The sequence below is a fragment of the Streptomyces sp. Rer75 genome, assembly GCF_013414305.1.
Taxonomy (GTDB): Bacteria; Actinomycetota; Actinomycetes; order Streptomycetales; family Streptomycetaceae; genus Streptomyces; species Streptomyces himastatinicus.
Genome location: NZ_CP058693.1, coordinates 6,082,575 through 6,107,257 on the forward strand (window position 1 = coordinate 6,082,575; position 24,683 = coordinate 6,107,257).

The following is a 24,683-nucleotide window of genomic DNA, read 5'->3' on the forward strand; positions in this document are numbered from 1 at the left end:
CCCGACGCTCGCCGCCATCACGGCGGCCGCACAGCCCGCCGGACCGCCGCCGACAACCAGCAGATCGGCGTCCATGGTGTTCCCCTCCCTCTCAGTCCTCGGTCCCTCTCGGCCGTCTCGGTGCCGTCCGCTCAGAACGGTCCGCCGTACAGATCCCGGTACGCGGGGAAGACCCCGCCCGGACCGTCCACCCCCTCCGCCGCCAGCACCGCCTTGACCACGGCCCGGGTCAGCGCGTCCGCCCCCGCAGCCAGCACCTCGTTCAGCGCCCCGGCCTCCCGGTGCACCCCGAACGCCGGATCCCCCGCATCGCCCCCGCTCTCCTCCGCCACCAGCGGCCGATCACCGGTGGCCAGGGCGAAGACCGTGTCACCGTCGGACATCAGATGCACCGGCCGGATCGCCCGGGCCAGACCGTCGTGCGCCGTGCCCGCGAGCTTCTGCGCCTGGGCCCGCGTGAGCGCGGCGTCGGTGGCGACCACGGCCAGGGTGGTGTTCAGCGGAGGCCGCACCGACGCGGCCTGGCGCCGCTCCGACTCGGCCCGCGCGGTGGCCAGGCGGCGCACCGCCTCCGCGTGCTCCTCTCCGCCGGGGCGGTAGGGCCCGCCGTCCCCGGACGGCTCGTACCCCTGCCCGTACAGCACGCCGGTCCGCGGGTCGACCACCGATCCGGCCGCGTTGACCGCCACCAGCGCGGCCACCGTGATGCCGGACGGCAGCACCAGCGACGCCGATCCCGTGCCGCCCTTGAGCCCACCGGCCACCGCGCCCGTGCCCGCGCCCAGATTGCCCTGCCCGACCGGCGCGCCAGGCTCCGCACCGGCCGCCGCCTCGGCGGCCTCCCGGCCCAGGTCCGCGCCCGGCCGGGCCCGCCAGTCACCGCCCCGGCCGAGGTCGAAGAGGGCGGCCGCCGGGACGACCGGGACGACCTGTGCCGGATCGGGACCGACCCGGAAGCCGCGGCCGCGCTCCTCCAGCCAGGCGGCCACCCCCGAGGCGCTGTCCAGGCCGAACGCGCTGCCGCCGGTCAGCACGACGGCCTCCACACGCTGGACGAGATTGCGCGGATCGAGGGCATCGGTCTCCCGGGTGCCCGGCCCACCGCCGCGCACATCGACGGCGGCGACCGCGCCGCCCTCGGGGGCCAGCACGACGGTCGTTCCGGTCAGCCATCCGCCTCCGGTGCGCTGTGCATGGCCGACGCGCAGCCCGGGTACGTCTGTCAGGGCGTCGGCCCGGCCGGTGTGCGGGGAGTCGTGGGTGGTTCGCTCGGCATCCATGAACGCTATGCGTAGCACGGCGACTCGTGTCATGGTCGTACAACGAGGCGTGCCCGGCCCCGGAGCAACGGCCCTCGCGAGCACCTCCGGACGGCGCGCGCCGGACCATCGTCGCCTCATATAGCGGGCGTTCATCAGACGTTGATGACCTGACAGCAGGCTGTGCGGTATGCCGTTCGTCCCCGCCCCAAGGAAGACCGCCGTGCCCCATACCTCCCGGACGGAGGAGCTCCCGACACTGGACGCCGCCACGCGGCAGACCTCCCGGGTGGCCCTCCGGTGGATCAGTGAGCCCGACTGCACCGAGGAGCTGACCCACGCCGAGCTGCTCGACCAGGCCGCCAGGGCCGCCGCCGCCCTCACCCGGCTCGGAGTCCGGGCCGGCGACCGGGTGGCGGTCCATCTGCCGCTGGTGCCCGAGTCCGTGATCGCCACGCTGGCCTGCGGCCGCCTCGACGTCGTACGCGGCAGCCTGCCGGTGGGACTGCGCCCGCATGAACTGCGCGACCGGATCAGGGAGATGGACGCCAAGATCGTCATCACCGCGGACGGGGAACAGCGCTGTGGGGAGCAGCAGCCCCTCAAGCAGCTTGTCGACCGGGCGCTCACCAGCTGCCCCGGCGTCCGGAACGTGCTGGTCGTGCACCGCCTCTCCCGCCCGGTGTCCTGGAAGCCCGGCCGGGACCTGTGGTGGCACGACGAGCTCGGCCGGTACACCGAACCGCTGCCGCGGTCGTACTCTTGAGCCATGAGCACCGCCCCCGCCCCTGGACCGCGCGATCCGGCCGCCGCGCTGATCTTCGACGATCCTCTGGCACAGCCGTCCACGGACGATACGGACCGCGGGTGGGGTGAGCGGGCTCCCGGCGAGCACAGCGCCGACAGCGCCGCGGATCTGGCCCGGTTCCTGGACGAGAAGCCGCCCCACCACCTCTGACGGCGAGGGGCCCCACGCCGGAAGCCCTGACGGCGCACGACGCCGATCAGGCGCTCGGCTAGGTGCTGGGGCTGCCTTCGCGCCGGGCCACCAGCTCGTCCCGGATCTCGCGGAGCAGCATGATCTCCTCGGCCTCCGTCTCCGCCTGCTCCTCCTCGGCCTGCTGATCCCTGGCGGCCTTGCGCGCCAGATAGCGCGACATCGGCAGCACCATCAGGAAGTACACGACCGCCGCGGTGATGAGGAAGGTCAGCACGGCCGAGAGCATGCTGCCCCACATGATCGGGATGCCGTGCACCACCTCGCCCGCCGCGTTCGTCTCGCAGGGCGCCTTGAGGCAGGAGCGGTACTTCTCCAGGTCCTTCGTCCCGAAGGCGCCCACTATGGGGTTGATCAGGCCCTTCACTACGGAGTTCACGACAGAGGTGAAGGCGGCTCCGATGACGACCGCGACCGCGAGGTCGATCACATTGCCGCGCATCAGGAAGGCTTTGAAGCCCTCCCAGACGCTCTCCTTCTCCTGCGCCTCGGTCCTCTTCTCTTCGCTCAACCCACTGCCTTTCTCTCGCCGCGACGGTGCTGGAGCGGACGGTTCCGCAACCTACACCGGCACCGAGCAGGCCCAAGAGGTGAGGCACGTATGTCAGGAGCGGCACAGTGTCACCGCCAGACGTGAGGTGGCCTCGGCCCCGGCGAGCGCGGCGGCGGCCGCGCGCGGCACCGTGAGCACCACCAGCGCCCCGCCGTCCGCCGGGCCGCCGCCGTCGAGCGCCCCGGAATCCGGCTCGCCCGCCTCCGGGGAGCCATCGGCTCCCGGCGGGCCGCCGTCCCGGAGACCGGGGACGGAGGCCACCCGGACCCCGCGGGCGACCACCCGCGCCGGGGCGTCGGTCCCGCGGTGCCGGACGGTGTCGGGCGCGGGCGTGGCCAGCACGTCCACCCGGTCGCCGGGATGCAGCAGCCGCACAGCCGCCGCGTCGGCGATCCGGACCGGCGCGGACACCACGGTGGGGCGCGGCGGCTCGTACCGGTCCCCGGCCGCGGTGGCGGGGGAGGGCTCCGGGCGCGAGGACCCCTGACCGGACGGTGCCGCGGCCGCGAGCGCGGCGGCCGTCAGCGCCAGCCCGGCCGCCATCGAGCGCCGCCGTCGCCGCACGGACCGCCGCAGCCGGTATCTGCCGTCGCGCGCCACCCGCACCGGACCGAAGCGCGGCACCGCGCGGGCCGGGGGAGTGGCGCGGGTCGGAGGAGAAGACGCGCAGGACGGGGACGCGGGGGATGGGGACGCAGGAAAGGGACGGGACATGGCACAACACCGCCTGCCGTGAGGAGCCGGGAGCTATTTGGCCCCTTCACCATGCCCGGCCTCGCCGGATGCCGCTGGGGCCTGTGGACGGCCGCGGCCTTGTGGACAACTCGGTCCCCCACACGCGTGTGCATCCGTCCCAGCGCGCCCCCACCAGCCCCCACCAGCCCCCAGCCCGCCCGGCTCTACGGCAGCTCGATCCCCAGATCCCAGCCGTCGTGCCCGTGCGCGCACAGACAGTCCCGGTCGGCGTTGTCCGGAAGGCCGCTCACCGCGTCGAAGAGCACCTCGCGCAGCCGTCCGACGTTCTCGCCGAACACCTTCAGCACCTCGGCGTGCGAGACGCCCTCACCCGTCTCCACGCCCGCGTCCAGGTCGGTGACCAGCGTCAACGACGTGTAGCACAGCTCCAGTTCACGGGCGAGCACCGCTTCCGGATGCCCGGTCATCCCGACCACCGACCAGCCCTGCGCGGCATGCCAGCGCGATTCCGCCCGGGTGGAGAAGCGGGGCCCTTCGATCACGCACATCGTCCCGCCGTCCACCGGCTCCCAGTCGCGTCCGCGTGCCGCCGTCACCGCGGCCTGCCGCCCCACCGGGCAGTACGGGTCGGCGAAGGTCGTGTGCACCACGTTCGGCACCCGCCCGTCCGGGAGCGGCTCGCCGTCGAAGTAGGTCTGCGTGCGTCCCTTGGTGCGGTCCACCAGCTGGTCCGGCACCAGCAGCGTCCCCGGGCCGTACTCCGGCCGCAGTCCGCCCACCGCGCACGGTCCGAACACCTGCCGCACCCCGACCGAGCGCAGGGCCCACAGGTTGGCGCGGTAGTTGATCCGGTGCGGCGGCAGATGGTGCTTGCGGCCGTGCCGGGGCAGGAAGGCGACCCGCCGTCCCGCGATGTCGCCGAGGAAGAGCGAATTGCTCGGCGTGCCATAGGGAGTCTCCACGGTGACCTCGGTCACATCGTCGAGGAAGGCGTAGAACCCCGACCCTCCGATGACCCCTATGTCTGCTGGTGTGCTGCTCGTCTCAGCCATGTGATCACCCTAGCCAGCCGCGGACGACGGCGCCCCGACGCAGGGCGCCCGGACGCAGGGCGCCCCGACGCAGGGCGCCCCGACGCACGGCGCCCCCGCGGCTTCCCGGGAGGGAGCGGCGGGGGCGCGCGGTGCGTGCGAGGTCAGGCGGCCGAGCTGGTGCTGCTCGACGAAGAAGACGTCGACGAGGAGGACGACGAAGACGTCGAAGACGAGGAAGTCGACGAGGACGACCCCGAGGAGGTGTCCGAGGAGGAAGAGGACGAAGACGACGAGCTCTTGTCCGACGACGAGCCGCTGTCGCTCTTCGACGCGGACTTCGCCGAGCCGCCGGAGCTGCTGGACGAGGAGCGGCTGTCGTTCCGGTAGAAACCGGAGCCCTTGAAGACGATGCCGACCGCGGAGAACACCTTCTTCAGGCGTCCCTGGCACTCGGGGCATTCGGTGAGTGCGTCGTCGGTGAACTTTTGCACCGCCTCGAGGCCCTCGCCGCACTCGGTGCACTGGTACTGGTAGGTCGGCACGTACTTCCTCCTGGCACTCTCACTCGTTGAGTGCTAACGACGCTCCATAGTGCAGTATTCCGGCCCGCCAGTCCACTGCGGTACGGCACACGGTGACCTACGCCACGCCATCAGCCGCCACCGGTGCCCAGCCAGCCCGCCAGCTTGCCGCCCCGGCCGACCGCCCGCAGCCGCTGTTCGGCCGCGTCCCGCACCGGGTCGGTGGCCACCACCAGGAGTTCGTCGCCCCGCCGCAGCACGGTCGAGGGCAGGGGCACGAAGCTGGAGCCGTCCCGGACGACGAGGGTGACCGCGGCCCCCGGCGGCAGCCGCAGCTCGCCGACCTCCACCCCGTGCATCCGGGAGTCCTTGGGGATCGACACCGACAGCAGATGGCCGCGCAGCCGCTCCAGCGGGGCCGACTCGATGCCCAGGTCCGCGGTGCCCTCCGTCTCCTCCAGGTGCAGCCGGGTGGCGAACCAGGGCAGCGTCGGCCCCTGGATCAGGGTGTAGATGATCACCAGGACGAAGACGATGTTGAAGATCCGGCGGCTGTCGGGCACCTCGCCGACCATGGGGATGGTCGCGAGCACGATGGGCACCGCGCCGCGCAGCCCGGCCCAGGACAGCAGGGCTTTCTCCCGCCATGCCACCCGGAACGGCGCCGTGCTCACCAGCACCGACATGGGCCGGGCGACGACGGTCAGCACCAGGCCGACCACGACGGCGGGCCAGATGTCGTCGGCCAGTTCGTGCGGCGTCACCAGCAGTCCGAGCAGGACGAACATGCCGATCTGGGCGAGCCAGCCGAGCCCCTCGGCGAAGCCGCGGGTGGCCGGCCAGTGCGGCAGCTTCGCGTTGCCCATGACGAGCGAGGCGAGGTAGACGGCGAGGAAGCCGGAGCCGTGTGCCAGCGCGCCGCCCGCGTAGGCGACGACCGCGATGGCCATCACCGCGATCGGGTACAGGCCCGAGGCGGGCAGGGCCACCCGGCGCAGCGCGTACGAGCCGAGCCAGCCGATCGCGAGACCGATGGCGGCGCCGATCGCCAGCTCCAGCACGATCTCGCCGATCATGACGTACCAGGCGTCGATCGGGCCCTGGCTGGAGAAGGCGACGACCAGGATCACCACCGGGGCGTCGTTGAAGCCCGATTCGGCCTCCAGGATGCCGGTGAGCCGCTTGGGCAGCGGCACCTTGCGCAGCACGGAGAAGACCGCCGCCGCGTCCGTGGACGACACCACCGCGCCGATGATCAGCGCCTGCCGCCAGTCCAGCCCCACCACATAGTGCGCCGCCGCCGCGGTGACCCCCACGCTCACCGCGACGCCCGCGGTCGACAGCGCGGCGGCCGTCGGCAGCGCGGGTTTTATTTCTCGCCACTTGGTGCCCAGACCGCCCTCGGCCAGGATCACCACCAGCGCGGCGTAGCCGATGACCTGCGTCAGTTCGGCGTTGTCGAAGGTGACGCCGAGCCCGTCCGTGCCCAGGGCGACGCCCATCCCGAGGTAGAGGAGCAGGGTGGGCAGCCCGCTGCGGGACGAGAGCCTTACGGCCGCCACCGCGACGAGCAGGACGAGAGAGCAGACCAGCAGCAGTTCATTGAGGTGGTGGACAGTCAGGGGCCGAACCTTTCTCACGTGAGCGGCGGGACCTTCGGGGACGATGTGAACGGTTCCCGGCCGACCGGAACTTCATTGCCTTACCTAACATTTTACGGGTTCTTGACGCGGGCCTTCCACACGGGCCGCCCGCGGAGGTGGGGGAGACCGGCCCGGTGGCCGGTGGACGGCGTCAGTCATGACTCCGCGTGGGGGTGGCGACAGCGCTGCGCCTATGGTTGCTCCAGCACTCCAGGATCACCCTGCCCCTCGAAGGACAGCGATGCCCGCCAACAAAACCGGCTCTTCTCCCAAGAAGAAGAGCCGACGTCTCCGCCTGATCGTGATCGCAGTCGTGCTGCTGCTCGTGGGGGGTACCGGCTTCGGCACGTACTGGAGTATCAGTACCGTGCGGGCCTCTTTCCCGGAGACCACGGGGTCGCTGCAGCTCAAGGGGCTTTCCGATCCCGTCCAGGTCAAGCGCGACGGTTATGGCATACCCCAGATCTACGGCGACTCACCCGAGGATCTGTTCCGCGCCCAGGGCTTCGTCCAGGCCCAGGACCGCTTCTGGGAGATGGACGTCCGCCGTCATATGACGGCCGGTCGGCTCTCGGAGATGTTCGGTTCCAGCCAGGTGGAGACCGACGCGTTCCTGCGCACCATGGGCTGGCGCCGGGTGGCGCAGAAGGAATACGACACCAAGCTGTCGCCGGAAACCAAGAAGTATCTGCGGGCCTATTCGGACGGGGTCAACGCCTACCTCAAGGACCACGAGGGCAAGGCGCTGTCGGTCGAATACGCGGCGCTGGGCTTCGAGAACGACGGCTACAAGCCCGAGAAGTGGACCCCGGTCGACTCGGTCGCCTGGCTCAAGGCCATGGCCTGGGACCTGCGTGGCAACATGCAGGAAGAGGTGGACCGCGCCCTGGCGTCGAGCCGGCTGAGCGCCAAGCAGATAGAAGAGCTGTACCCGTCGTATCCGTACAGCCGGAACAAGCCGATCGTCCAGGGCGGCGCGCTCGACGAGGTCACCGACGAGTTCGATCCCAAGGCGACGTCGACGGGCAGCACGGGCAACGCGGGTGCGGCCGGCGCCGTGAACGGGGCCAATGGGGCCGCCCAGGGCCTCCAGAGCCAGCTCACCTCCATGTCGAAGACCCTGGAGAAGGTTCCGGCGCTGCTGGGCCCCAACGGAAGCGGCATCGGCTCCAACTCGTGGGTCGTCTCCGGCCGGCACACGACCACCGGCAAGCCGCTGCTCGCCAACGACCCGCATCTGGCGCCCCAGCTGCCGTCCGTCTGGTACCAGATGGGCCTCCACTGCAACCAGGTCACCAGCAAGTGCCCGTTCGACACGGCGGGCTACACCTTCTCCGGGATGCCCGGCGTGGTCATAGGCCACAATCAGGACATCAGCTGGGGAATGACCAATCTGGGTGCCGACGTCAGCGATCTGTACCTTCAGAAGGTCACCGCGTCGCACTACCTCTACGACGGCAAGCAGGTCCCGTTCCGCAGCCGTGAGGAGACCATCAAGGTCGCGGGCGGCAAGAGCCGCACGATCACGGTACGCAGCACCAACAACGGGCCGATCGTCTCGGACCGGGACGAGGAGCTGACGAACGTCGGCAAGAGCGCACCGGTCGGCAGCGGGGCCGACGATGTGGCGCCCGACCGCGGCGACGGTTACGCGGTCTCCCTGAAGTGGACCGCACTGTCCCCGTCCAACAGCATGGACGCGGTCTTCGGCCTGAACCGGGCCCGGAACTTCGATGACTTCCGCAAGGCGGCCCGCGACTTCGCGGTGCCCGCTCAGAACCTCATCTACGCCGACACCAAGGGCAACATCGGCTACCAGGCGCCGGGACGGATCCCGGTGCGCGCCGAGGGCGACGGCCGCTACCCGGCGCCCGGCTGGGACTCGCGCTACCGGTGGTCGAAGTTCATTCCGCAGTCGGCGCTGCCCTGGGAGTACAACCCCGACCGCGGCTACATCGTCACCGCCAACCAGGCCGTCATAGACAAGAAGAAGTACCCGTACCCGCTGACCGACGACTGGGCATACGGCGCGCGCAGCCAGCGCATCACCGACCTGATCGAATCCAAGATCAAGGACGGCGGGAAGATCTCCACGGACGACATGCAGTCCCTCCAGACGGACAACAGCAGTGAGATCGCCAAGGTGTTGACGCCGTACCTGCTGAAGATCAACGTCAAGGACCCCTTCGTCCGCGAGGCCCAGAAGCTCCTGGAGGGCTGGGACTACACCCAGGACGCCGATTCCGCGGCCGCCGCGTACTTCAACGCCGTCTGGCGCAACACCCTGATGCTCGCCTTCGGCGAGAAGATGCCCAAGGAGCTGCGGGTCAAGGGGCAGTGCCTGCGGGTGCGGCCGGCCGAGGACTCCGGTCCGCTCGAGGACCTGGACGGCAACACCCGGCTGGTGCGCGAATGCGGGACGCGCGATGCCGACGAGGCCCAGCCGGACGGCGGCGACCGCTGGTACGAGGTCGTACGGAAGATCATCAAGGACCCGGGCAACGACTGGTGGAAGACCGCCGGGACCCGCAACCAGCCGGGCGCGGCCAACCGTGACGAGCTGCTCGCCGAGGCCATGAAGGACGCACGCTCCGAGCTGACCGCCAAGCTGGGCAAGAACATCAACAGCTGGAGCTGGGGTCGGCTGCACCGGCTGACGCTGAAGAACCAGACGCTGGGCACCGAGGGCCCGGGTGTCGTCCAGTGGATGCTGAACCGCGGCCCGTGGGACCTTGCGGGCGGCGAGGCGGCGGTCAACGCGACTGGCTGGAACGCGGCGGGCGGTTACGACGTCACCTGGGTGCCGTCGATGCGGATGGTCGTCAACCTCGACAACTTCGACAAGTCGCGGTGGATCAACCTCACCGGCGCCTCCGGCCACGCCTACAACGCGCACTACACGGACCAGACCGAGAAGTGGGCGAAGGGCGAGCTGCTGCCCTGGGCGTTCAGCAAGACCGCGGTGGACAAGTCCACCGACGATCAGCTGGCCCTCACCCCCTGAGGCGTCCGCTGAACCACCGCCTGCGGCTTCAGACGGCCCTCTGCGGGCCCTTCCCGCCCCCGGCCCGGGGGCGGGAGCCCGCGACCCTTCCGGCCCCGCCGGAGACGCCTTCGGGCGCCTCCGGCGGGGCCGCCGCGTTACCGGGCGGGCATCAGGCGAAGCGGTGCGCCCCCGAAGGCGTCACCGCCGCGTGCACCGGCCGGTCGTGGGGCTCCTCCGGGACCGCGTCCAGCAGCTCGCCGTCGTACAGCAGCACCACCAGCGCGGGATCGGCCCCGGCCCGCGCCAGCCGGGCCAGCACCCGGTCGTACGAACCGCCGCCGCGCCCCAGTCGCATACCGCGCCGGTCCACCGCGAGCCCCGGCAGCAGGACCGCGTCGGCCCGGGTGACCGCGTCCGGGCCCAGCCGCGGCCCGCCGGGCTCCAGCAGGCCCCGGCCCGCGCGCACCAGCCCGTCCGGGCCCTCGTCCGCGCCCCAGTCGAGATCGTTGTCCGGCAGCAGGACGGGGAGCAGCACCCGTACGCCCCGCGCGCGCAGCGCGTCCCGCAGCGCGCGCGTACCGGGCTCGCGCCCCACCGAGACATAGGCCGCCACGGTGTCCGCCCGGACCAGCTCCGGCAGCTCCAACGCGCGACACGCCAGTGAGGCTCCGGCTGCCTCGATGTCATCCGCCGTCAACCCGGACCTCATCGCCAGGAGACGTTTCCGCAATGCGGGCTTACTAGCGTCGGTGGGGCTCACTGAGTGCACAAACTTCCTGTCTCATGTCATATTCACCGTATCCTCATCAATCGCCTGAAAGGCACCGGATAAGGTTCGGGACATGACTCAATCGCGTACTCGGATCAGCAAGGCTGTCATCCCTGCTGCGGGCCTCGGAACCCGCTTCCTCCCGGCCACCAAGGCCACCCCGAAGGAGATGCTGCCGGTCGTCGACAAGCCGGCGATCCAGTACGTCGTCGAGGAAGCCGTCACCGCCGGCCTGTCCGACGTTCTTATGATCACCGGTCGCAACAAGCGGCCCCTGGAAGACCACTTCGACCGCAACTACGAGCTCGAAGAGGCTCTGACCCGCAAGGGCGACGAGACCCGCCTCGCCCGCGTCCAGGAGTCCAGCGACCTGGCGACCATGCACTACGTCCGGCAGGGCGATCCCAGGGGCCTCGGCCACGCCGTGCTGTGCGCCGCCCCGCACGTAGGTGACCAGCCCTTTGCCGTCCTCCTCGGCGACGACCTCATCGATGCCCGTGACCCGCTTCTGGCCCGCATGGTCGAGGTACAGGAGCAGCACGGCGGCAGTGTCATCGCCCTCATGGAGGTGGATCCCGCGCAGATCCACCTCTACGGCTGCGCCGCCGTGAAGCCCACCCTGGACGAGGGCGTCGTCCAGGTCACCGGCCTGGTCGAGAAGCCCGACCGGGCCGACGCGCCCAGCTCCTACGCGGTCATCGGCCGCTATGTGCTGGATCCGGCCGTCTTCGACGTGCTGAGCCGCACCGAGCCCGGCCGCGGCGGGGAGATCCAGTTGACCGACGCGCTCCAGGCGCTCGCCTCGGATCCGGACCTCGGAGGCCCGGTGCACGGCGTCGTCTTCAAGGGGCGGCGGTACGACACAGGCGACCGTGGCGACTATCTGCGTGCCATTGTCAGACTCGCGTGCGAACGTGAAGACCTGGGCCCGGAGTTCCGGGAATGGCTTCGCAGTTACGTCACCGAGGAGATGTAGCACTTTGAGCAGCACCGCGGCACGGGCCGCCGATCAGGGCACGGGCGAGGGCCGGGAGCGTCACCGGGTCTGGTCGGTGGCCGAGCACCTCGACGACATCCTCGGGCACATCCACCCGCTGGATCCCATCGAGTTGCAGCTGCTGGACGCCCTGGGCTGCGTCCTGGTCGAGGACGTCACCGTGCCCGCTGCCCTCCCGCCCTTCGACAACAGCGCGATGGACGGCTATGCCGTCCGCACGGCCGATGTCGGGGCGGCGACGGGGGAGCATCCCGCGGTGCTGACGGTCGTCGGGGACATCGCGGCGGGCAGCGGCGAGCTGCCCGCCATCGGCCCCGGCGAGGCTGCCCGGATCATGACCGGCGCCCCGCTGCCGCCCGGCGGCCAGGCCGTCGTCCCGGTCGAGTGGACCGACGGCGGTTTGAACAACGGGCCGGTCAGCGGCATGCCCGCCCGCAGTTCGGATCCGCACGGCGGCAGCGGCCTGGTGCGGGTCTTCCGGCCGGTCCGGGACGGGCAGCATGTGCGCACCCGGGGCAGCGACGCGGGGGCGGGCGAGATGGCGCTGAGCGCGGGCACGGTCCTCGGGGCGGCGCAGATCGGGCTGCTGGCCGCCATCGGCCGGTCCACGGTCAGGGTCCGGCCGCGGCCCCGCGTCGTGGTGCTGTCCACCGGCAGCGAGCTGGTCCAGCCCGGTGAGGAGACCGGGCCCGGCCGCATCTACGACTCCAACAGCTACCAGCTCACCGCCGCCGCCCAGGAGGCCGGGGCGATCGCCTACCGGGTGGGCTCCGTCGCCGATGACGCCGAGACGCTGCGCGCCACCGTCGAGGACCAGCTGAGCCGCGCCGACATCGTCGTCACCAGCGGCGGAGTCAGCGTCGGCGCGTACGACGTGGTCAAGGAGGCGATGCACGAGGTCGAGTTCCGGACGCTGGCCATGCAGCCCGGCAAGCCCCAGGGCTTCGGGCGGGTCGGCTCCGACCGGACCCCGCTGCTCGCCCTGCCCGGCAATCCGGTCAGTTCGTATGTCTCCTTCGAGCTGTTCGTCCGGCCGGTGATCCGCACCATGCTGGGCGCGGGCCTGGTGCACCGCACCACCGTGCGGGCGGTCTGTCCGGACGGGATCGCGTCCTCGCCGGAGGGCCGGCGCCAGTTCCTGAGGGGCTGGTACGAGTCGGCGGCGGCGGGAGAGCCGGGCACGGTCGCCCCGGTGGGCGGCGCCGGATCGCATCTGATCAAGGCCCTCGCCCGGGCCAACGCGCTGATCGTGATCCCCGAGGACGTGGCCGAGGTCGCTCCCGGGGCCGAGGTGGACGTCGTCCTTCTCGCCTAGCCGGGGCCTACGGCGGGTACGGTGTCGTCGCACAGAGCCACCTGGCCCGGACCGGGAGAACGATGAGCAGCGCCCAGGACCACCTCACCCATCTCGACCCGGCGGGCGCGGCGCGCATGGTCGACGTCTCGGCCAAGGACGTCACCGCGCGCACCGCCCGCGCGAGCGGCCGTGTGCTGGTCGCGCCGCGCGTCGTCGAACTGCTCCGCGGCGAGGGCGTCCCCAAGGGCGACGCCCTCGCGACCGCCCGGATCGCGGGCATCATGGGCGCCAAACGCACCCCGGACCTGATCCCGCTGTGCCATCCGCTCGCCGTGTCGGGCGTGAAGGTCGACCTGGCGGTCGCCGACGACGCGGTCGAGATCACCGCCACGGTCAAGACCACCGACCGTACGGGCGTCGAGATGGAGGCCCTGACGGCGGTCTCGGTCGCCGCCCTGACGGTGATCGACATGGTCAAGGCCGTCGACAAGGGCGCGGTCATCACCGACGTGCGGGTGGAGGAGAAGACCGGCGGGAAGTCCGGCGACTGGAGCCGGGAATGACCGCCCCCGGCGCCCCTACCGGCCCTGACGTCCCTGATGACGCGCCGCGGTACCGCGCCCTGGTCGTCACGGCATCCAACCGCGCCGCCGCCGGGGTCTACCCGGACAAGGGCGGCCCGCTGATCGCCGAGGGGCTGACCGCGCTCGGCTTCGCGGTCGACGGCCCGCGCGTGGTCCGCGACGGCGACCCGGTGGAGGCCGCGCTGCGGGAAGCGGTGGCCGCCTCGTACGACGTCGTCGTGTCCACCGGCGGCACCGGCCTCACCCCGATGGACCGCACCCCCGAGGCCACCCGTCGGGTCCTGGACTACGAGATCCCCGGCATCGCGGAGGCCATCCGCGCCGAAGGGCTCGTGAAGGTGCCCACCGCGGCGCTTTCCCGGGGCCTGGCCGGGGTCGCCGGGACGACCCTGATCGTCAACCTGCCCGGCTCGACCGGAGGCGTCCGCGACGGTCTCGCGGTGCTCGGGCGGCTCCTGACGCACGCGGTCGACCAGATCCACGGCGGCGACCACCCCCGACCCGCCGGTTCTGCCGATGCGGCCGGTGCGGCCGATGCCGCCGATCCTTCCGGTCCCGCCGGGAGCGCGAGCTGAACGCGCCCTGGCCGGTCGTGCTGGCGGACGGAGACACGGTCCTGCGTCCCATAAAGCTGCGCGACCAGCGCGCCTGGCGCGAGGTCAACCAGCGCAACCGGGAGTGGCTGCGGCCCTGGGAGGCGACCATTCCGCCGCCCGCGCCCGGCGGCCCCGTCACCCAGCGGCCCACCTACCGGCAGATGGTGCGCCATCTGCGCGCCGAGGCGCATTCCGGGCGGATGCTGCCGTTCGTCATCGAGTACCAGGGGCGGCTGGCCGGGCAGTTGACGGTCGCCGGGATCACCTGGGGCTCGATGTGCTCGGGCCACATCGGCTACTGGGTCGATCAGGCGGTGGCCGGTCGCGGCGTCATGCCGACCGCGGTCGCGCTCGCCGCCGACCACTGCTTCCGCACCGTCGGACTGCACCGCATCGAGGTGTGCATCCGTCCGGAGAACCTGCCGAGCCGCCGGGTGGTGGAGAAACTCGGATTCCGCGAAGAGGGGCTGCGGCCGCGCTATCTGCACATCGACGGCGCATGGCGCGACCATCTGGTCTTCGCGCTCACCGTGGAGGAGCTGTCGGAGGGGCTGCTCTCCCGGTGGCACCGGACCCGACCAGGGGCATCGCAGAAATAAAAACTTTGTTCGATTACATTCGACGCATTCCCGGCCTGGTCATCCCAACAATCACAAAAAACTTTCGAGATATCAGCCAGATCGTGCGACACACCGCGCCAATTGGCAGATGGCCTCATGCGGACCCCTCTACCGTGTGAGCGTGAGCAGCAGTGGCCTCATCTACGCAGTCATCGTCGGGGCCTGGGCCGCCTATTTGGTGCCGATGTGGCTCCGTAGGCAGGACGAGCTCAATGAGGCCCGTCCGACGGAACGCTTCAGCACCGCCATCCGGCTGCTGTCCGGACGGGCGGGCATGGAGCGCCGTTACGCCAAGGGGCTTGAGGACCGAGAGCGCCCGGGGACCGCGGATGACCTGGCGGTACGCACCGCCCAGGACGCGGACGCCCCCGACGCCGGGGGTCGCTCCGGCGACCCGGAGCGCTTCTCCGCCGACCCGGAAGCCGTCACCGACGCGGTCGACGTCCGGGCCTTCGCCGAGCCCGTGACCTTGCTCGCGCCCGCGCCCGGCGATCCGGACGGGCCGCCGATGGGCGAGGGGGCCGCGGCCCCGGCCGCCCCGACCGGTCTCAGCGCGCTGGAGCGCGGGCGGCGCGCGCGGGTGCTTGCGCGCCGTCGCCGCACCACCGTGATCCTCTTCGTCACCTTCACCCTCGGCGCGATCGTCGCGGCGGTCGGCGGTCTCGCCTTCCTCTGGGCCCCGGCCCTTCCGGCGATACTGCTCAGTGCGTACATCGCGTATCTGCGCGCCCAGGAGCGCCGCCGCTTCGCCTTCACCATGGACCAGCGCCGCGCCGAGCAGGCCGCGCAGCGGCTGCGGGAGCGCCGCCCGCGCAGCCATCCGCCCGCCGACGGCCCCACCGCCGACGACGGCCCCGCCGACCCGCCCGCCGCCGCCGAGGCCGAGTCCGCCGCCCCGTCCGCCTCCCCGCACGCGGCCGGGCGCCGCGCCCTGGTCGAACAGACCGACCACGCGGAGTGGGTGGACCAGGAGCGCGAGCGTGAGCGCGGCCCCGCCGCCGGGGAGGGCTGGGAGCCGGTGCCGGTCCCGTTGCCGACGTACGTCACGGCGCCCGTCGCCCCCCGCGCGACCGGCAGCGTCGACCTGGCCGCCCCCGACGCCTGGAGCTCCGCCCGCTCCAGCACCGTCGACCCCGCCCCGGCCCATGACCCGGCGCCGCCCGCCGAGCCCGACGCCGGACAGGGCTCCACGGCCCCGTCCCGCGCCCCCCGGGAGCGCGGCCGCACCCCCCTCTTCGACCAGTACGCGGACGAGGACCGGCCCCGCGCCGCCAACGAGTGACGCGCACTCCATTGACCAGCGGGGAACGGATTTCCAAGCACCCCGCAGGGGATGCTAGAGTTTCACTCGTTGCAAGGGCCTGTGGCGCAGACTGGTAGCGCACCTCGTTCGCATCGAGGGGGTCAGGGGTTCAAATCCCCTCAGGTCCACCGCAGCTAGAAACCCCCGTCGGGAAAATCCGGCGGGGGTTTCGCTTGTGTCGGATTAGCCTGCGGGCATGCTCACCTCAGCTCTTGCCTTCGCGGGCGTTGCCGCGCTCATCAATGTCACTCCGGGCCTGGACACCCTGCTCGTGCTGCGCACGTCGGTGTCCCACGGGCGGAACGCCGGGCTGGCCGCCTCGCTCGGGATACTCACCGGCTGTCTGGTGTGGGGGTTCGCGACGGCGGTCGGGCTCACGGCGCTGCTCACGGCTTCGCGTGTGGCGTACGACACGCTGCGGGTCGCGGGGGCGGCGTATCTGGTGTGGCTGGGGGTGTCGGCCCTGTGGCGGTCGCGGCGGGTGGCGGCGGAGGCGGAGCCGGAGGCGGCCGATCCGGGGCCGGAGGGCGGATCGTCGCCGCGCGGGCGGTGGGCGGCGTTCCGCGCGGGGGTGGGCACCAATCTGCTCAACCCCAAGGCGGGGGTCTTCTACATGAGCCTGATTCCCCAGTTCACCCCGGACGGCGCCTCGGTGTTCACCTCGACCCTGGTGTTCACCGCGATCGACATCGTCGAGCTGGCGCTCTGGTATTGGGTGGTCTCCGGCGCCGCGTCCGCACTGAGCGAGCGGATCCGGCGGCCGGCGTTCCGGCGGCGGATGGAGCAGGTGAGCGGGGTGGCGTTCTTCGGCTTCGCGGCGAATCTCCTCGCGGAGGGCGGACGCAAGACGGCGTGACGCGGGCGCCCGTGGCGTTGCCCTGACGGGGCGTCCGATGTCAGGGAATCGTGCTGACACCGTTCTTGTTGTGTGCGGGCCGTGAGACCGGTGATGGCCCTGGCGAGGGGCACGGGCATAGTGGGTGCGTCCTGGATGGGACATGGCGCGAAAGCGCCGCCGCATGAATTCCACACCGCATAACAACAGCACCACAGGGGGATAAGGCGCCATGCCACTCATACGCCGTTCCACCGCGGCGGTCGCCGCGGTGACCGCGCTGCTCGTGGTCACCGCCTCGGCCTGCGGGTCGAGTGAGGACAAGGCCAGTTCCGAGGCGACGTCGCCGGCCGCGGCCGGACAGCAGGGCGACAACGGGCTCAAGCTGCCGGAGGGCGTTCCGACGAGTCTGGACGAGCTGAAGAAGTGGAAGGAGGGCGGGTGGAAGAACTGGGACAAATGGGCGCGCGATGCGTCCGATTTCGCCAATCCCGTCATCAAGAACTTCTGGCAGCCGTCCCGGATGTCCGAGGCGAAGGACTCGCCCAACACGCTCTCCACACAGAGCGCGGGCGAGAGCCAGGCCGCGACCGACCCGGAGCCGCCCGCTGTACCGGCCAAGCAGGTCTCACGGCCGTACCACCAGAACATGGCGCCGGTCGGGAAGGTGTTCTTCGACAGCCCCGAGGGGCCGATGGTCTGCTCGGGCACGGTCGTCGAGGACCCGGCGCATCCGGGGAAGTCGAACCTGGTGTGGACCGCGGGCCACTGTGTGCACTCCGGCAAGAAGGGCGGCTGGATGCGCAACATCGTGTTCGTGCCGTCCTACAACGACGACGGGCTGCCCGCCGCCAAGGCGGAGACCGCGGCCCAGCGTGAGGTCACCCCGTACGGCGTGTGGTGGGCGGACTGGTCGCAGACCTCGTCCCAGTGGATCGACACGGGTGGCAAGACCGGCAACGTGGGCTCCGCGTACGACTTCGCGGTGCTGCACGTGAAGCCGGAGAACAGCGGCGGCAAGTCGCTTCAGGAGACGGTCGGGGCCGCCGTGCCGGTGTGGTTCGGGGCGCCGTCGGCGAACAAGGTCAGCTCGATAGGGGCGTACGGCTACCCGGCCGCACCGCCGTATGACGGCGCGAAGATGTTCAACTGCACCAGCAGGCCCGGCCGGTTGTCGTTCGCGCCGACCACGCCGACCATGTACCGCATCGGCTGCTCGATGACCGGCGGGACCTCCGGCGGTGGCTGGTTCGTCAACCGCGGGGGCAAGACGGTGCTGGTGTCCAACAGCTCGATCAGTTCGAACGAGCACACCTGGCTCGCCGGTCCGCATCTGGGGGCCGAGGCGAAGGGCGTGTTCGGCGCGATGAGCAAGAAGTTCGCCGGCCGGGGATGAAACGGCCGACACCTGAGGGAACCCGCTCCGGGGACGGGGCGGGTTCCGCCGTACGGGCCGTACGGCCGCATCACATCGTCGCGTTCGGCTTCACGCTGAGCGGAGCGGCCCTCTACGAGCGGCTGCTCGGCGGGCGCGTCTACGCCCTGTGCGACGAGTCGCCCCTCCTCGGCCGCCTCACCACCGCGGCCCTGTGCCTGGTGCTGGCGGCCGCGGTGACGGCCGTGGTGGGTGCCTGGGTGATGCAGGAGAAGGCGCCGCGCCACCGCGCGGTCCCCTGAGGCTTCCTTGCCGCGACCGCCGCCCTGATCGTGGCGGCGGACGGGATCGACGCCTACGGGGAGCGCGAAGCGGCCGCGATCGCCGCCCACCACGGTTTCGACCCCCTCGGGCGGTGTAACGAGGTGACGCGGATCTACGAGGTGACGCCCGGCTGGTTCTTCTGGTGAACGGCGGCGTCGTCCGGGAGCGCCAGCGGCTTGCCGAAGCAGCGGCTCAGCTCGTCGAAGCGGTACAGCCCGAACTTCTTGACCGGCACATACCCCGATGAGGTGTACAGCGCGATCGCCTCGGGCTGCTTGACGCCGGTCTCCAGCACCATACGGGTGCGCCCCACCGCCCGGGCGCTGTCCTCAAGCGCCGCGAGGATCAGGCGGGCGAGGCCGCGTCCGCGCGCCTCCCGTATGACGAACATCCGCTTCAGCTCGGCGTCCCCGTCCTCGTACCCCTCGTCGTTCCGCTCCTGGCTGCGCCAGCCGCCGGTCGCCACCGGGCGGCCGTCCGTGTCGTATGCGATGAGGTAGAGGCCGTGGGGCGGGTCGAACTGGGTCGCGTCCAGGGGCGTCATGTCCCCCTCGTCGTCGTATCGCTCGGCGTACTCCGCCTGCACCTCGTCGTTGAGCCGCACCGCGTCGGGGTGGTCAAAGCGAACTGCTCGGATATTCATGCGCAGGATCGTACTTCTATGCGACTGGGGCGGCATCGGAATTTCCATGTCGTATCGTGCCGTAGTGCTCTCCGTGACGACCGTAAATGTGAACGGGCTGCGTGCCGCCGCCAAGAAGGGCTTCGTGTCCTGGCTGGACGGTACCGCGGCCGATGTGGTGTGCCTCCAGGAGGTGCGCGCCGAGCCGCGCGAACTGCCCGAGGCCGTGCGCGAGCCGGACGGCTGGCATGTGGTGCACGCCCCGGCGGCGGCCAAGGGCCGGGCGGGGGTGTCGGTGTACGCGCGGCGTGAGCTGGAGGCCGTACGGGTCGGTTTCGGCTCCTCCGAATTCGACGGCAGCGGCCGCTATGTGGAGGTCGATCTGCCGGGCGTGACGGTCGGCAGCCTGTATCTGCCCTCCGGTGAGGTCGGCACCGAGCGTCAGGACGAGAAGGAGCGCTTCATGGCGGAGTTCCTTCCGTACCTCAAGGAGCTGCGCGAGCGGGCGGCGGCCGACGGGCGCGAGGCGCTGGTGTGCGGCGACTGGAACATCGCCCACCAGGAGGCCGACCTGAAGAACTGGAAGGCCAACCGGAAGAAGTCCGGGTTCCTGCCGGAAGAACGCGCGTGGCTGTCGCGCGTCTTCGATGAGGCGGCGTACGTGGACGTGGTGCGCGCGCTGCACCCGGAGGTCGACGGCCCGTACTCCTGGTGGTCGTACCGGGGAAGGGCGTTCGACAACGACGCGGGCTGGCGCATCGACTACCAGATCGCCACCCCCGGGCTCGCCGGGCGGGCGCTGAAGGCGGTCGTGGAGCGGGCCCCGGCGTACGACCAGCGGTGGAGCGACCACGCTCCGGTGACGGTCACCTACGGCGCCGCTCACTGATCCGGCGGCGGGTGCCCGGTGTCCTCGGTGCGCCCGCCCGCCCGTTCCTCCAGGCCGGCCCGCAGCCGGCGGTCCATGGCCATCGACAGCTCGGCGTCCACGACGCTCTTCGCGAGCGGCCGCAGCCGCTCCACGGTCTCGCCGACCTCCTCGCCGCGCTCGCGGGCGTCCGCCAGCACATGGTTGATCAGCAGTGTGGCGAAGGTCTCGGCGATGGCGTCCACATGCTCCCGGACCTCGCGCCCGGCCGCGAGGACGGCCGACAGCGGGATGCCCTGGCCGACCAGGGCGCGCGAGGCGTCCAGCAGCCGTTGACTGATGTGCACGATGTCGTCGCCGTCGACCGCGAGATAGCCGATGTCGAGTGAGACGGTGAGGTTCTCCGCGGTGGCCTCGTCGTCGAAGTAGTCGGCGAGCGCCTGCGGGGTGAGCCGGATCGGGGTCTCCTCGGACCAGGACGGAAGGCCGCCGTCCAGCCCCAGCAGCTCGCCGACGTCCCGCCCGCTCTCGAACGCGGCGATCAACTCGGCGATCCCGCCCAGGGTGTGGCCGCGCTCCAGCAGGGCGGTGATGGTCCGCAGCCGGGCCAGGTGGTGGTCGTTGTACCAGGCGATACGGCCCTCGCGGCGGGGCGGCGGGATCAGCTTGCGCTCCCGGTAGAAGCGCAGCGTGCGCACGGTGATCCCGGCCTTTTCGGCCAGCTCCGTCACCCTGTACTCGCGTCGGTCCGCTTCGCTCATCGCCACAGCAGCAGCCTATGTCGAGGGCGGTGGTGTGTGACCGCCGGTAACTCGGTTATCCACAGCCCCTACCGCTCGCCGGATCCCTGTCCTACGCTCCCATCGTGCCAGTGAACGCTGGCACGGTTCCGAGCCGTTCAAGCGGTTCCGGTAGTTCAAGTGGTTCTGGCAGTTCGAGCGGCGGGAGGCGGCGGCATGGCGTCTGGGCTGGCGCGTGAGCACGTGCGGGTGGCGGTGATCGGCTCCGGATTCGGGGGCCTGGGCGCGGCGGTGAGGCTGCGCCGCGCGGGCATCACCGACTTCGTGGTCCTGGAGCGGGCCGGTGCGGTCGGCGGGACCTGGCGGGACAACAGCTATCCGGGCTGCGCCTGCGATGTCCCGTCCCATCTCTACTCCTTCTCCTTCGCACCCAACCCCGACTGGCCGCGCGCCTTCTCCGGCCGACGGCACATCCGCGCCTATCTGGAGCGGATCGCCGACACCTTCGGGCTGCGGCCGCATCTGCGCTTCGACGCCGAGGTGCTCGCCCTGCGCTGGGACGGGGCGGCGCTGCACTGGGAGGTCGAGACCGCGCGCGGGCCGCTGACCGCCGATGTCGTGGTGAGCGCGACCGGCCCGCTCTCCGACCCCAAGATCCCGGACATCCCGGGGCTCGACGGCTTCCCCGGCAAGGTCTTCCACTCCGCGCGCTGGGACCACGGCTACGACCTGCGCGGCAAGCGGGTCGCGATGGTCGGCACCGGCGCCTCGGCCATCCAGATCGTGCCCGAGATCCAGAAGGAGGTGCGCAGGCTCACCCTCTTCCAGCGCACCCCGCCCTGGGTGCTGCCGCGGATGGACCGCCGGATCACCGGCGCCGAGCGCTGGCTGCACAGCAGGCTCCCGGCCTCCGGGGCGCTGCGCCGCGGACTGCTGTGGGGGATCCGGGAGTTGCAGGTCGGGGCGTTCACCAAGCGCCCGGCCGAGCTGGGGCTCGTGGAGCGGCTGGCCGGGGCGCACATGCGGCGCGCCATCAAGGACCCGGTGCTCCAGGCCAGGCTGACCCCGCGCTATCGCATCGGCTGCAAGCGCATCCTGCTGTCCAACGACTACTACCCGGCGCTCGCCCGGCCGCATGTGGACGTGGTCGGCGGGCTCAAGGAGATCCGCGGCACCACGCTGGTCGGCTCCGACGGTACCGAGACCGAGGCCGACGCGATCATCTTCGGGACCGGCTTCCACGTCACCGACCTTCCCATCGCCCAGCGCGTGACCGGGGCGAAGGGCACCACGCTCGCGGAGGAATGGAAGGGCGGCATGGAGGCGCTGCGCGGCACCAGCGCGGCGGGCTTCCCCAACTTCCTGACGATCATCGGGCCCAACACCGGGCTCGGCAACAGCTCGATGATCCTCGTGATCGAGGCCCAGCTCACCTATCTGACCGACTATCTGCGGCAGTTGGACGCCCTCGGCGGCAAGGTCGCCCTGGACGCCCGGCCGTCGGCGGTCCGCGCCTACAACGACATGGTCCAGGAGAGGATGAAGCGCACGGTGTGGAACTCAGGCGGCTGCGACAGCTGGTATCTGGACGGCAACGGCCGCAACACCACCCTCTGGCCCGGCTCGACCGGCGAGTTCAAGCGGGTCACCCGGCGCGTGCGGCTCGCGGAATACGAGGTGCTGCGGCAGCGGACCGAAGCCGGTCTGGTTGCGGAGTCCGCCACGGGGAGGGGATCGCGGTGAGGCGCACCCGCTACGCCACCTCCGGGCCGTACGCCCCGCCGACTCCGCCGCGCGAGCTGACCGTCACCTCGTCGGACGGGGCCCGGCTGTACGCGGAGCTGCACGGGGTCACCGACCCCGCCGCTCCCGCCGTCGTCCTGGCACATGGCTGGACCTGCTCGACCGCCTTCTGGGCGCCGATCGTGCGCGAACTGGTCGCCCACCACCGGGTGATCGTGTACGACCAGCGCGGCCACGGCCGCAGCGCCGCCCCCGGCCCCGGCGGCTACAGCACCGAGGCGCTCGCCGACGACCTGGAGGCGGTGCTGGAGCAGACCCTGGAGCCGGGCCGCCGGGCCGTGGTCGTGGGCCACTCCATGGGCGGGATGACGGTGATGGCCGCCGCCGGACGCCCCGCGGTGCGCGAGCGCGCCGCCGCCGTGGTGCTGTGCAGCACCGGCGCCTCCCGGCTGGTCGAGCGGGCCCGAGTGGTGCCGCTGCGCTCCGAGCGGCTGCGGGCGCGGATCCACCGCGCGATCCTCGGCGCGCGCCTTCCCATGGGGCCGGTCACGCCCGTCAGCAAGCGGCTGCTGCGGTACGGGACGATGGGCCCGGGCTCCGCACCCGCCATGGTGGAGGCGTGCGCGCGGATCGTCCACGCCTGCCCCCGCGCCGTGCGCGCGGCCTGGGCGCATGTCATGGGCGACCTCGATCTGGACGCCCGCATCGGCCTGCTGACCATGCCCGCCGCCGTCATCGTCGGCACCGCCGACCGGCTGACCCCGCCCGAGCAGGCCCATGCCATAGCGGGCGCGCTGCCGCAGTGCACCGGCCTCACCGAACTGCCCGGCCTCGGCCATATGACCCCGGTGGAGGACCCCGGGGCGGTGAGCGGCGTGATCCGCCGCCTCGCCGCGGACCACCTCGCCGCGGACCACGGGGGAGCCCCGGGAGCCCCCAGGACGGATGCCGGGACCGACGATCTGACGGACGACGACCCCCACGCAGTCGAGGAGCGGACGACATGAGCGCGCGCAGAAGTCTGGAGGGCCGGGTCGCGGTGGTGACCGGCGCGGCACGGGGAGTCGGCGAGCTGCTGGCCCGCAAACTGTCCGCGCGCGGAGCCAGGGTGGCGCTGGTGGGCCTGGAACCGGAGGAGCTGAAGCGGGTGTCGGGGCGGCTGCCCACCGACTCCGACCACTGGCACGCCGATGTCACCGACCCGGAGGCGATGGCCCGGGTCGCGGAGGAAGTGGTGGCGCGCTTCGGCGCGGTGGACATCGTCTGCGCCAACGCCGGGGTGGCCACCGGCGGTCCGTTCCTCGACACCGACGAGGCGGCCTGGCGGCGGGTCGTCGAGGTCAATCTGCTGGGCAGCGTCACCACGGCCCGCGCCTTTCTGCCCGCGCTGCTCGCCAGCCGCGGCTATCTGTTGCAGATCGCCTCGCTCGCGGCGATCGCGCCCGCGCCGATGATGACCGCGTACTGCGCGTCCAAGGCGGGGGTCGAGGCGTTCGCGCACTGTCTGCGGGCCGAGGTGGGCCACCGGGGCGTACGGGTCGGGGTGGGCTATCTCAGCTGGACCGACACGGACATGGTGCGCGGCGCCGATCGGGACGAGGTGATGCGGGAGTTGCGGGCGCGGATGCCGTGGCCCGCGGGGCGTACGTATCCGCTGGGCCCGGCCGTGGACCGGCTCGTCGCCGGGATAGAGCGCCGCTCGGCCCATGTGTATGCGCAGTGGTGGCTGCGCGGGATGCAGCCGGTGCGCGGTTATCTGCCCGCGCTGATCGGGGCGGTGGGGCGGCGTGAGATGCGCTGGGCCGAACCCCGGCTGGCGGCCACCCGCGGGCAGCGCGGCCATCTCGTGGGCGAGGGCGGCGCGGCGGACGAGCGGGTGCGCAGCGCCCGTACGCAGCGTGACCGGTAACCGTCTGTCAACCACCCTGACCTGGGGATTTGATGGGTGAGGTCGATCGAAATGCGGAGTATGTCCCTGCGTGTAACTCTGGTCGGGCCCGATCCCTTTCACCCGATGAGGAGTGACACAGATGGGGAAGGACGAGTTCAGCGAGAAGGCCCAGCAGGCCAAGCGCAAGGCGCAGGGTCAGCAGAGCCAGCAGGCCCAGCGGGGTCAGCAGGCCCAGCGGGGTCAGCAGGGGCAGCAGGCGCAGCGATCCCAGCGGGGTCAGGAGCCGCGCCGCGACCAGGACCGGCCGGAAAGCCGTGAGCAGGCCGAGCGCATGGGCCGGGAGCGCCGTCAGCAGGGCATGGGCGACGAGATGCGGGACCAGGAGCCGTTCGAAGAGATGTGAGTCGTCTCGTAGGACGGGCCCGTTGAT

At 71.7% G+C, this 24,683-nt stretch carries 27 protein-coding genes, 1 tRNA gene and 1 pseudogene; 19 read left to right on the plus strand and 10 right to left on the minus strand.

Annotation, left to right across the window (positions count from 1 at the left end; genetic code table 11):
• Positions 1–6: 6 nt before the first annotated feature.
• Both HYQ63_RS46095 and HYQ63_RS26290 read right to left on the minus strand, forming a co-directional pair.
• A pseudogene (locus HYQ63_RS46095) lies at positions 7–75 on the minus strand (hypothetical protein); the annotation flags it as partial.
• Between the two features lie 56 nt (positions 76–131).
• A complete protein-coding gene (locus HYQ63_RS26290; protein ID WP_179936369.1) occupies positions 132–1,280 on the minus strand; it encodes a P1 family peptidase in 1,149 nt (382 codons plus the stop codon).
• 202 nt (positions 1,281–1,482) lie between these two features.
• On the opposite strand from HYQ63_RS26290, the gene HYQ63_RS26295 reads away from it, so the two are divergent.
• Positions 1,483–2,025 carry an AMP-binding protein gene (locus HYQ63_RS26295; RefSeq protein WP_257232130.1) on the plus strand — a complete coding sequence of 181 codons (543 nt, stop codon included), beginning with the start codon at positions 1,483–1,485 and terminating at the stop codon, positions 2,023–2,025.
• A gap of 3 nt (positions 2,026–2,028) precedes the next feature.
• Positions 2,029–2,217, plus strand: coding sequence for a hypothetical protein (locus HYQ63_RS26300; RefSeq protein ID WP_179936370.1), 189 nt, complete (start codon positions 2,029–2,031; stop codon positions 2,215–2,217).
• A gap of 58 nt (positions 2,218–2,275) precedes the next feature.
• Here the strand turns inward: HYQ63_RS26300 and mscL are convergent, their stop codons facing one another.
• From mscL to HYQ63_RS26325, 5 genes are all read right to left on the minus strand, one after another.
• Entirely contained in the window at positions 2,276–2,767 is a 492-nt protein-coding gene (mscL, locus tag HYQ63_RS26305) for a large conductance mechanosensitive channel protein MscL (RefSeq protein WP_179936371.1), read from the minus strand.
• Positions 2,768–2,860: 93 nt separating this feature from the next.
• A complete protein-coding gene (locus HYQ63_RS26310; protein WP_257232131.1) occupies positions 2,861–3,433 on the minus strand; it encodes an RcpC/CpaB family pilus assembly protein in 573 nt (190 codons plus the stop codon).
• A 275-nt stretch (positions 3,434–3,708) separates the two neighbouring features.
• Entirely contained in the window at positions 3,709–4,557 is an 849-nt protein-coding gene (locus HYQ63_RS26315) for an S-methyl-5'-thioadenosine phosphorylase (protein WP_179936373.1), read from the minus strand.
• A 143-nt stretch (positions 4,558–4,700) separates the two neighbouring features.
• The gene (locus tag HYQ63_RS26320; RefSeq protein WP_179936374.1) at positions 4,701–5,081 is read right to left on the minus strand and encodes an FmdB family zinc ribbon protein; all 381 of its coding nucleotides are present in this window, start codon (positions 5,079–5,081) and stop codon (positions 4,701–4,703) included.
• A 110-nt stretch (positions 5,082–5,191) separates the two neighbouring features.
• Positions 5,192–6,700 (minus strand): potassium/proton antiporter, encoded by a 1,509-nt coding sequence (locus tag HYQ63_RS26325; RefSeq protein ID WP_179936375.1) that lies wholly within the window; start codon positions 6,698–6,700, stop codon positions 5,192–5,194.
• A 244-nt stretch (positions 6,701–6,944) separates the two neighbouring features.
• On the opposite strand from HYQ63_RS26325, the gene HYQ63_RS26330 reads away from it, so the two are divergent.
• Complete coding sequence (locus HYQ63_RS26330) at positions 6,945–9,707, plus strand: penicillin acylase family protein (protein WP_179936376.1); 2,763 nt, start codon at positions 6,945–6,947, stop codon at positions 9,705–9,707.
• Positions 9,708–9,858: 151 nt separating this feature from the next.
• Here HYQ63_RS26330 and HYQ63_RS26335 read toward each other — a convergent pair whose 3' ends face one another.
• Positions 9,859–10,458 (minus strand): 5-formyltetrahydrofolate cyclo-ligase, encoded by a 600-nt coding sequence (locus HYQ63_RS26335; RefSeq protein WP_373689144.1) that lies wholly within the window; start codon positions 10,456–10,458, stop codon positions 9,859–9,861.
• A gap of 73 nt (positions 10,459–10,531) precedes the next feature.
• Between HYQ63_RS26335 and galU the strand changes: the two genes are divergently transcribed.
• The 11 genes from galU (at position 10,532) to HYQ63_RS26390 (ending at position 18,535) form a co-directional block, all read left to right on the plus strand.
• Positions 10,532–11,434, plus strand: coding sequence for a UTP--glucose-1-phosphate uridylyltransferase GalU (gene galU / locus HYQ63_RS26340; RefSeq protein ID WP_179936377.1), 903 nt, complete (start codon positions 10,532–10,534; stop codon positions 11,432–11,434).
• 4 nt (positions 11,435–11,438) lie between these two features.
• The gene (gene glp / locus HYQ63_RS26345) at positions 11,439–12,770 is read left to right on the plus strand and encodes a gephyrin-like molybdotransferase Glp (RefSeq protein ID WP_179936378.1); all 1,332 of its coding nucleotides are present in this window, start codon (positions 11,439–11,441) and stop codon (positions 12,768–12,770) included.
• Between the two features lie 62 nt (positions 12,771–12,832).
• Positions 12,833–13,315 carry a cyclic pyranopterin monophosphate synthase MoaC gene (gene moaC, locus HYQ63_RS26350; RefSeq protein ID WP_063735369.1) on the plus strand — a complete coding sequence of 161 codons (483 nt, stop codon included), beginning with the start codon at positions 12,833–12,835 and terminating at the stop codon, positions 13,313–13,315.
• Positions 13,312–13,911, plus strand: coding sequence for a molybdenum cofactor biosynthesis protein B (locus tag HYQ63_RS26355; RefSeq protein WP_179936379.1), 600 nt, complete (start codon positions 13,312–13,314; stop codon positions 13,909–13,911). The genes moaC and HYQ63_RS26355 overlap by 4 nt, the downstream gene beginning before the upstream one ends.
• Positions 13,908–14,531 (plus strand): GNAT family N-acetyltransferase, encoded by a 624-nt coding sequence (locus HYQ63_RS26360; RefSeq protein WP_123106085.1) that lies wholly within the window; start codon positions 13,908–13,910, stop codon positions 14,529–14,531. The genes HYQ63_RS26355 and HYQ63_RS26360 overlap by 4 nt, the downstream gene beginning before the upstream one ends.
• A gap of 142 nt (positions 14,532–14,673) precedes the next feature.
• Complete coding sequence (gene glpR / locus HYQ63_RS26365; RefSeq protein WP_257232132.1) at positions 14,674–15,834, plus strand: gephyrin-like molybdotransferase receptor GlpR; 1,161 nt, start codon at positions 14,674–14,676, stop codon at positions 15,832–15,834.
• Between the two features lie 75 nt (positions 15,835–15,909).
• Positions 15,910–15,983 (plus strand) — tRNA-Ala (locus tag HYQ63_RS26370).
• Positions 15,984–16,051: 68 nt separating this feature from the next.
• A complete protein-coding gene (locus tag HYQ63_RS26375; RefSeq protein WP_179936381.1) occupies positions 16,052–16,711 on the plus strand; it encodes a LysE family translocator in 660 nt (219 codons plus the stop codon).
• 211 nt (positions 16,712–16,922) lie between these two features.
• Positions 16,923–18,086: a serine protease gene (locus tag HYQ63_RS26380; RefSeq protein WP_179936382.1), complete on the plus strand. Its 1,164-nt coding sequence runs from the start codon at positions 16,923–16,925 to the stop codon at positions 18,084–18,086.
• Positions 18,083–18,367, plus strand: coding sequence for a hypothetical protein (locus tag HYQ63_RS26385; protein ID WP_179936383.1), 285 nt, complete (start codon positions 18,083–18,085; stop codon positions 18,365–18,367). The genes HYQ63_RS26380 and HYQ63_RS26385 overlap by 4 nt, the downstream gene beginning before the upstream one ends.
• 30 nt (positions 18,368–18,397) lie before the next feature.
• Positions 18,398–18,535, plus strand: coding sequence for a hypothetical protein (locus tag HYQ63_RS26390; RefSeq protein ID WP_179936384.1), 138 nt, complete (start codon positions 18,398–18,400; stop codon positions 18,533–18,535).
• Here the strand turns inward: HYQ63_RS26390 and HYQ63_RS26395 are convergent.
• Positions 18,502–19,032, minus strand: coding sequence for a GNAT family N-acetyltransferase (locus HYQ63_RS26395; RefSeq protein WP_179936385.1), 531 nt, complete (start codon positions 19,030–19,032; stop codon positions 18,502–18,504). The genes HYQ63_RS26390 and HYQ63_RS26395 overlap by 34 nt on opposite strands.
• 64 nt (positions 19,033–19,096) lie before the next feature.
• On the opposite strand from HYQ63_RS26395, the gene HYQ63_RS26400 reads away from it, so the two are divergent.
• A complete protein-coding gene (locus HYQ63_RS26400) occupies positions 19,097–19,900 on the plus strand; it encodes an exodeoxyribonuclease III (RefSeq protein ID WP_179936386.1) in 804 nt (267 codons plus the stop codon).
• On the opposite strand, the gene HYQ63_RS26405 is transcribed toward HYQ63_RS26400, so the two are convergent.
• Complete coding sequence (locus HYQ63_RS26405; protein WP_179936387.1) at positions 19,894–20,640, minus strand: MerR family transcriptional regulator; 747 nt, start codon at positions 20,638–20,640, stop codon at positions 19,894–19,896. The genes HYQ63_RS26400 and HYQ63_RS26405 overlap by 7 nt on opposite strands.
• A 195-nt stretch (positions 20,641–20,835) precedes the next feature.
• Between HYQ63_RS26405 and HYQ63_RS26410 the strand changes: the two genes are divergently transcribed.
• The 4 genes from HYQ63_RS26410 (at position 20,836) to HYQ63_RS26425 (ending at position 24,656) form a co-directional block, all read left to right on the plus strand.
• Positions 20,836–22,362 (plus strand): NAD(P)/FAD-dependent oxidoreductase, encoded by a 1,527-nt coding sequence (locus tag HYQ63_RS26410; RefSeq protein ID WP_179936388.1) that lies wholly within the window; start codon positions 20,836–20,838, stop codon positions 22,360–22,362.
• On the plus strand, positions 22,359–23,369 hold the full coding sequence (locus HYQ63_RS26415; protein ID WP_179936389.1) for an alpha/beta fold hydrolase: 1,011 nt from the start codon (positions 22,359–22,361) through the stop codon (positions 23,367–23,369). The genes HYQ63_RS26410 and HYQ63_RS26415 overlap by 4 nt, the downstream gene beginning before the upstream one ends.
• Positions 23,366–24,271: an SDR family oxidoreductase gene (locus tag HYQ63_RS26420; RefSeq protein WP_179936390.1), complete on the plus strand. Its 906-nt coding sequence runs from the start codon at positions 23,366–23,368 to the stop codon at positions 24,269–24,271. Before HYQ63_RS26415 ends, HYQ63_RS26420 begins: the two co-directional genes overlap by 4 nt.
• 121 nt (positions 24,272–24,392) lie before the next feature.
• Positions 24,393–24,656, plus strand: coding sequence for a hypothetical protein (locus HYQ63_RS26425; RefSeq protein ID WP_257232135.1), 264 nt, complete (start codon positions 24,393–24,395; stop codon positions 24,654–24,656).
• Positions 24,657–24,683: the final 27 nt, after the last annotated feature.

What these genes read in the sequence shown, in the direction of transcription:
- HYQ63_RS26290 (WP_179936369.1), bottom strand. Translation starts at nt 1,280, where the DNA reads ATGGATGCCGAGCGAACCACCCACGACTCCCCGCACACCGGCCGGGCC.
- HYQ63_RS26300 (WP_179936370.1), top strand. Translation starts at nt 2,029, where the DNA reads ATGAGCACCGCCCCCGCCCCTGGACCGCGCGATCCGGCCGCCGCGCTG.
- HYQ63_RS26315 (WP_179936373.1), bottom strand. Translation starts at nt 4,557, where the DNA reads ATGGCTGAGACGAGCAGCACACCAGCAGACATAGGGGTCATCGGAGGG.
- HYQ63_RS26330 (WP_179936376.1), top strand. Translation starts at nt 6,945, where the DNA reads ATGCCCGCCAACAAAACCGGCTCTTCTCCCAAGAAGAAGAGCCGACGT.
- galU (WP_179936377.1), top strand. Translation starts at nt 10,532, where the DNA reads ATGACTCAATCGCGTACTCGGATCAGCAAGGCTGTCATCCCTGCTGCG.
- moaC (WP_063735369.1), top strand. Translation starts at nt 12,833, where the DNA reads ATGAGCAGCGCCCAGGACCACCTCACCCATCTCGACCCGGCGGGCGCG.
- HYQ63_RS26355 (WP_179936379.1), top strand. Translation starts at nt 13,312, where the DNA reads ATGACCGCCCCCGGCGCCCCTACCGGCCCTGACGTCCCTGATGACGCG.
- HYQ63_RS26375 (WP_179936381.1), top strand. Translation starts at nt 16,052, where the DNA reads ATGCTCACCTCAGCTCTTGCCTTCGCGGGCGTTGCCGCGCTCATCAAT.
- HYQ63_RS26380 (WP_179936382.1), top strand. Translation starts at nt 16,923, where the DNA reads ATGCCACTCATACGCCGTTCCACCGCGGCGGTCGCCGCGGTGACCGCG.
- HYQ63_RS26385 (WP_179936383.1), top strand. Translation starts at nt 18,083, where the DNA reads ATGAAACGGCCGACACCTGAGGGAACCCGCTCCGGGGACGGGGCGGGT.
- HYQ63_RS26395 (WP_179936385.1), bottom strand. Translation starts at nt 19,032, where the DNA reads ATGAATATCCGAGCAGTTCGCTTTGACCACCCCGACGCGGTGCGGCTC.
- HYQ63_RS26405 (WP_179936387.1), bottom strand. Translation starts at nt 20,640, where the DNA reads ATGAGCGAAGCGGACCGACGCGAGTACAGGGTGACGGAGCTGGCCGAA.
- HYQ63_RS26410 (WP_179936388.1), top strand. Translation starts at nt 20,836, where the DNA reads ATGGCGTCTGGGCTGGCGCGTGAGCACGTGCGGGTGGCGGTGATCGGC.
- HYQ63_RS26420 (WP_179936390.1), top strand. Translation starts at nt 23,366, where the DNA reads ATGAGCGCGCGCAGAAGTCTGGAGGGCCGGGTCGCGGTGGTGACCGGC.
- HYQ63_RS26425 (WP_257232135.1), top strand. Translation starts at nt 24,393, where the DNA reads ATGGGGAAGGACGAGTTCAGCGAGAAGGCCCAGCAGGCCAAGCGCAAG.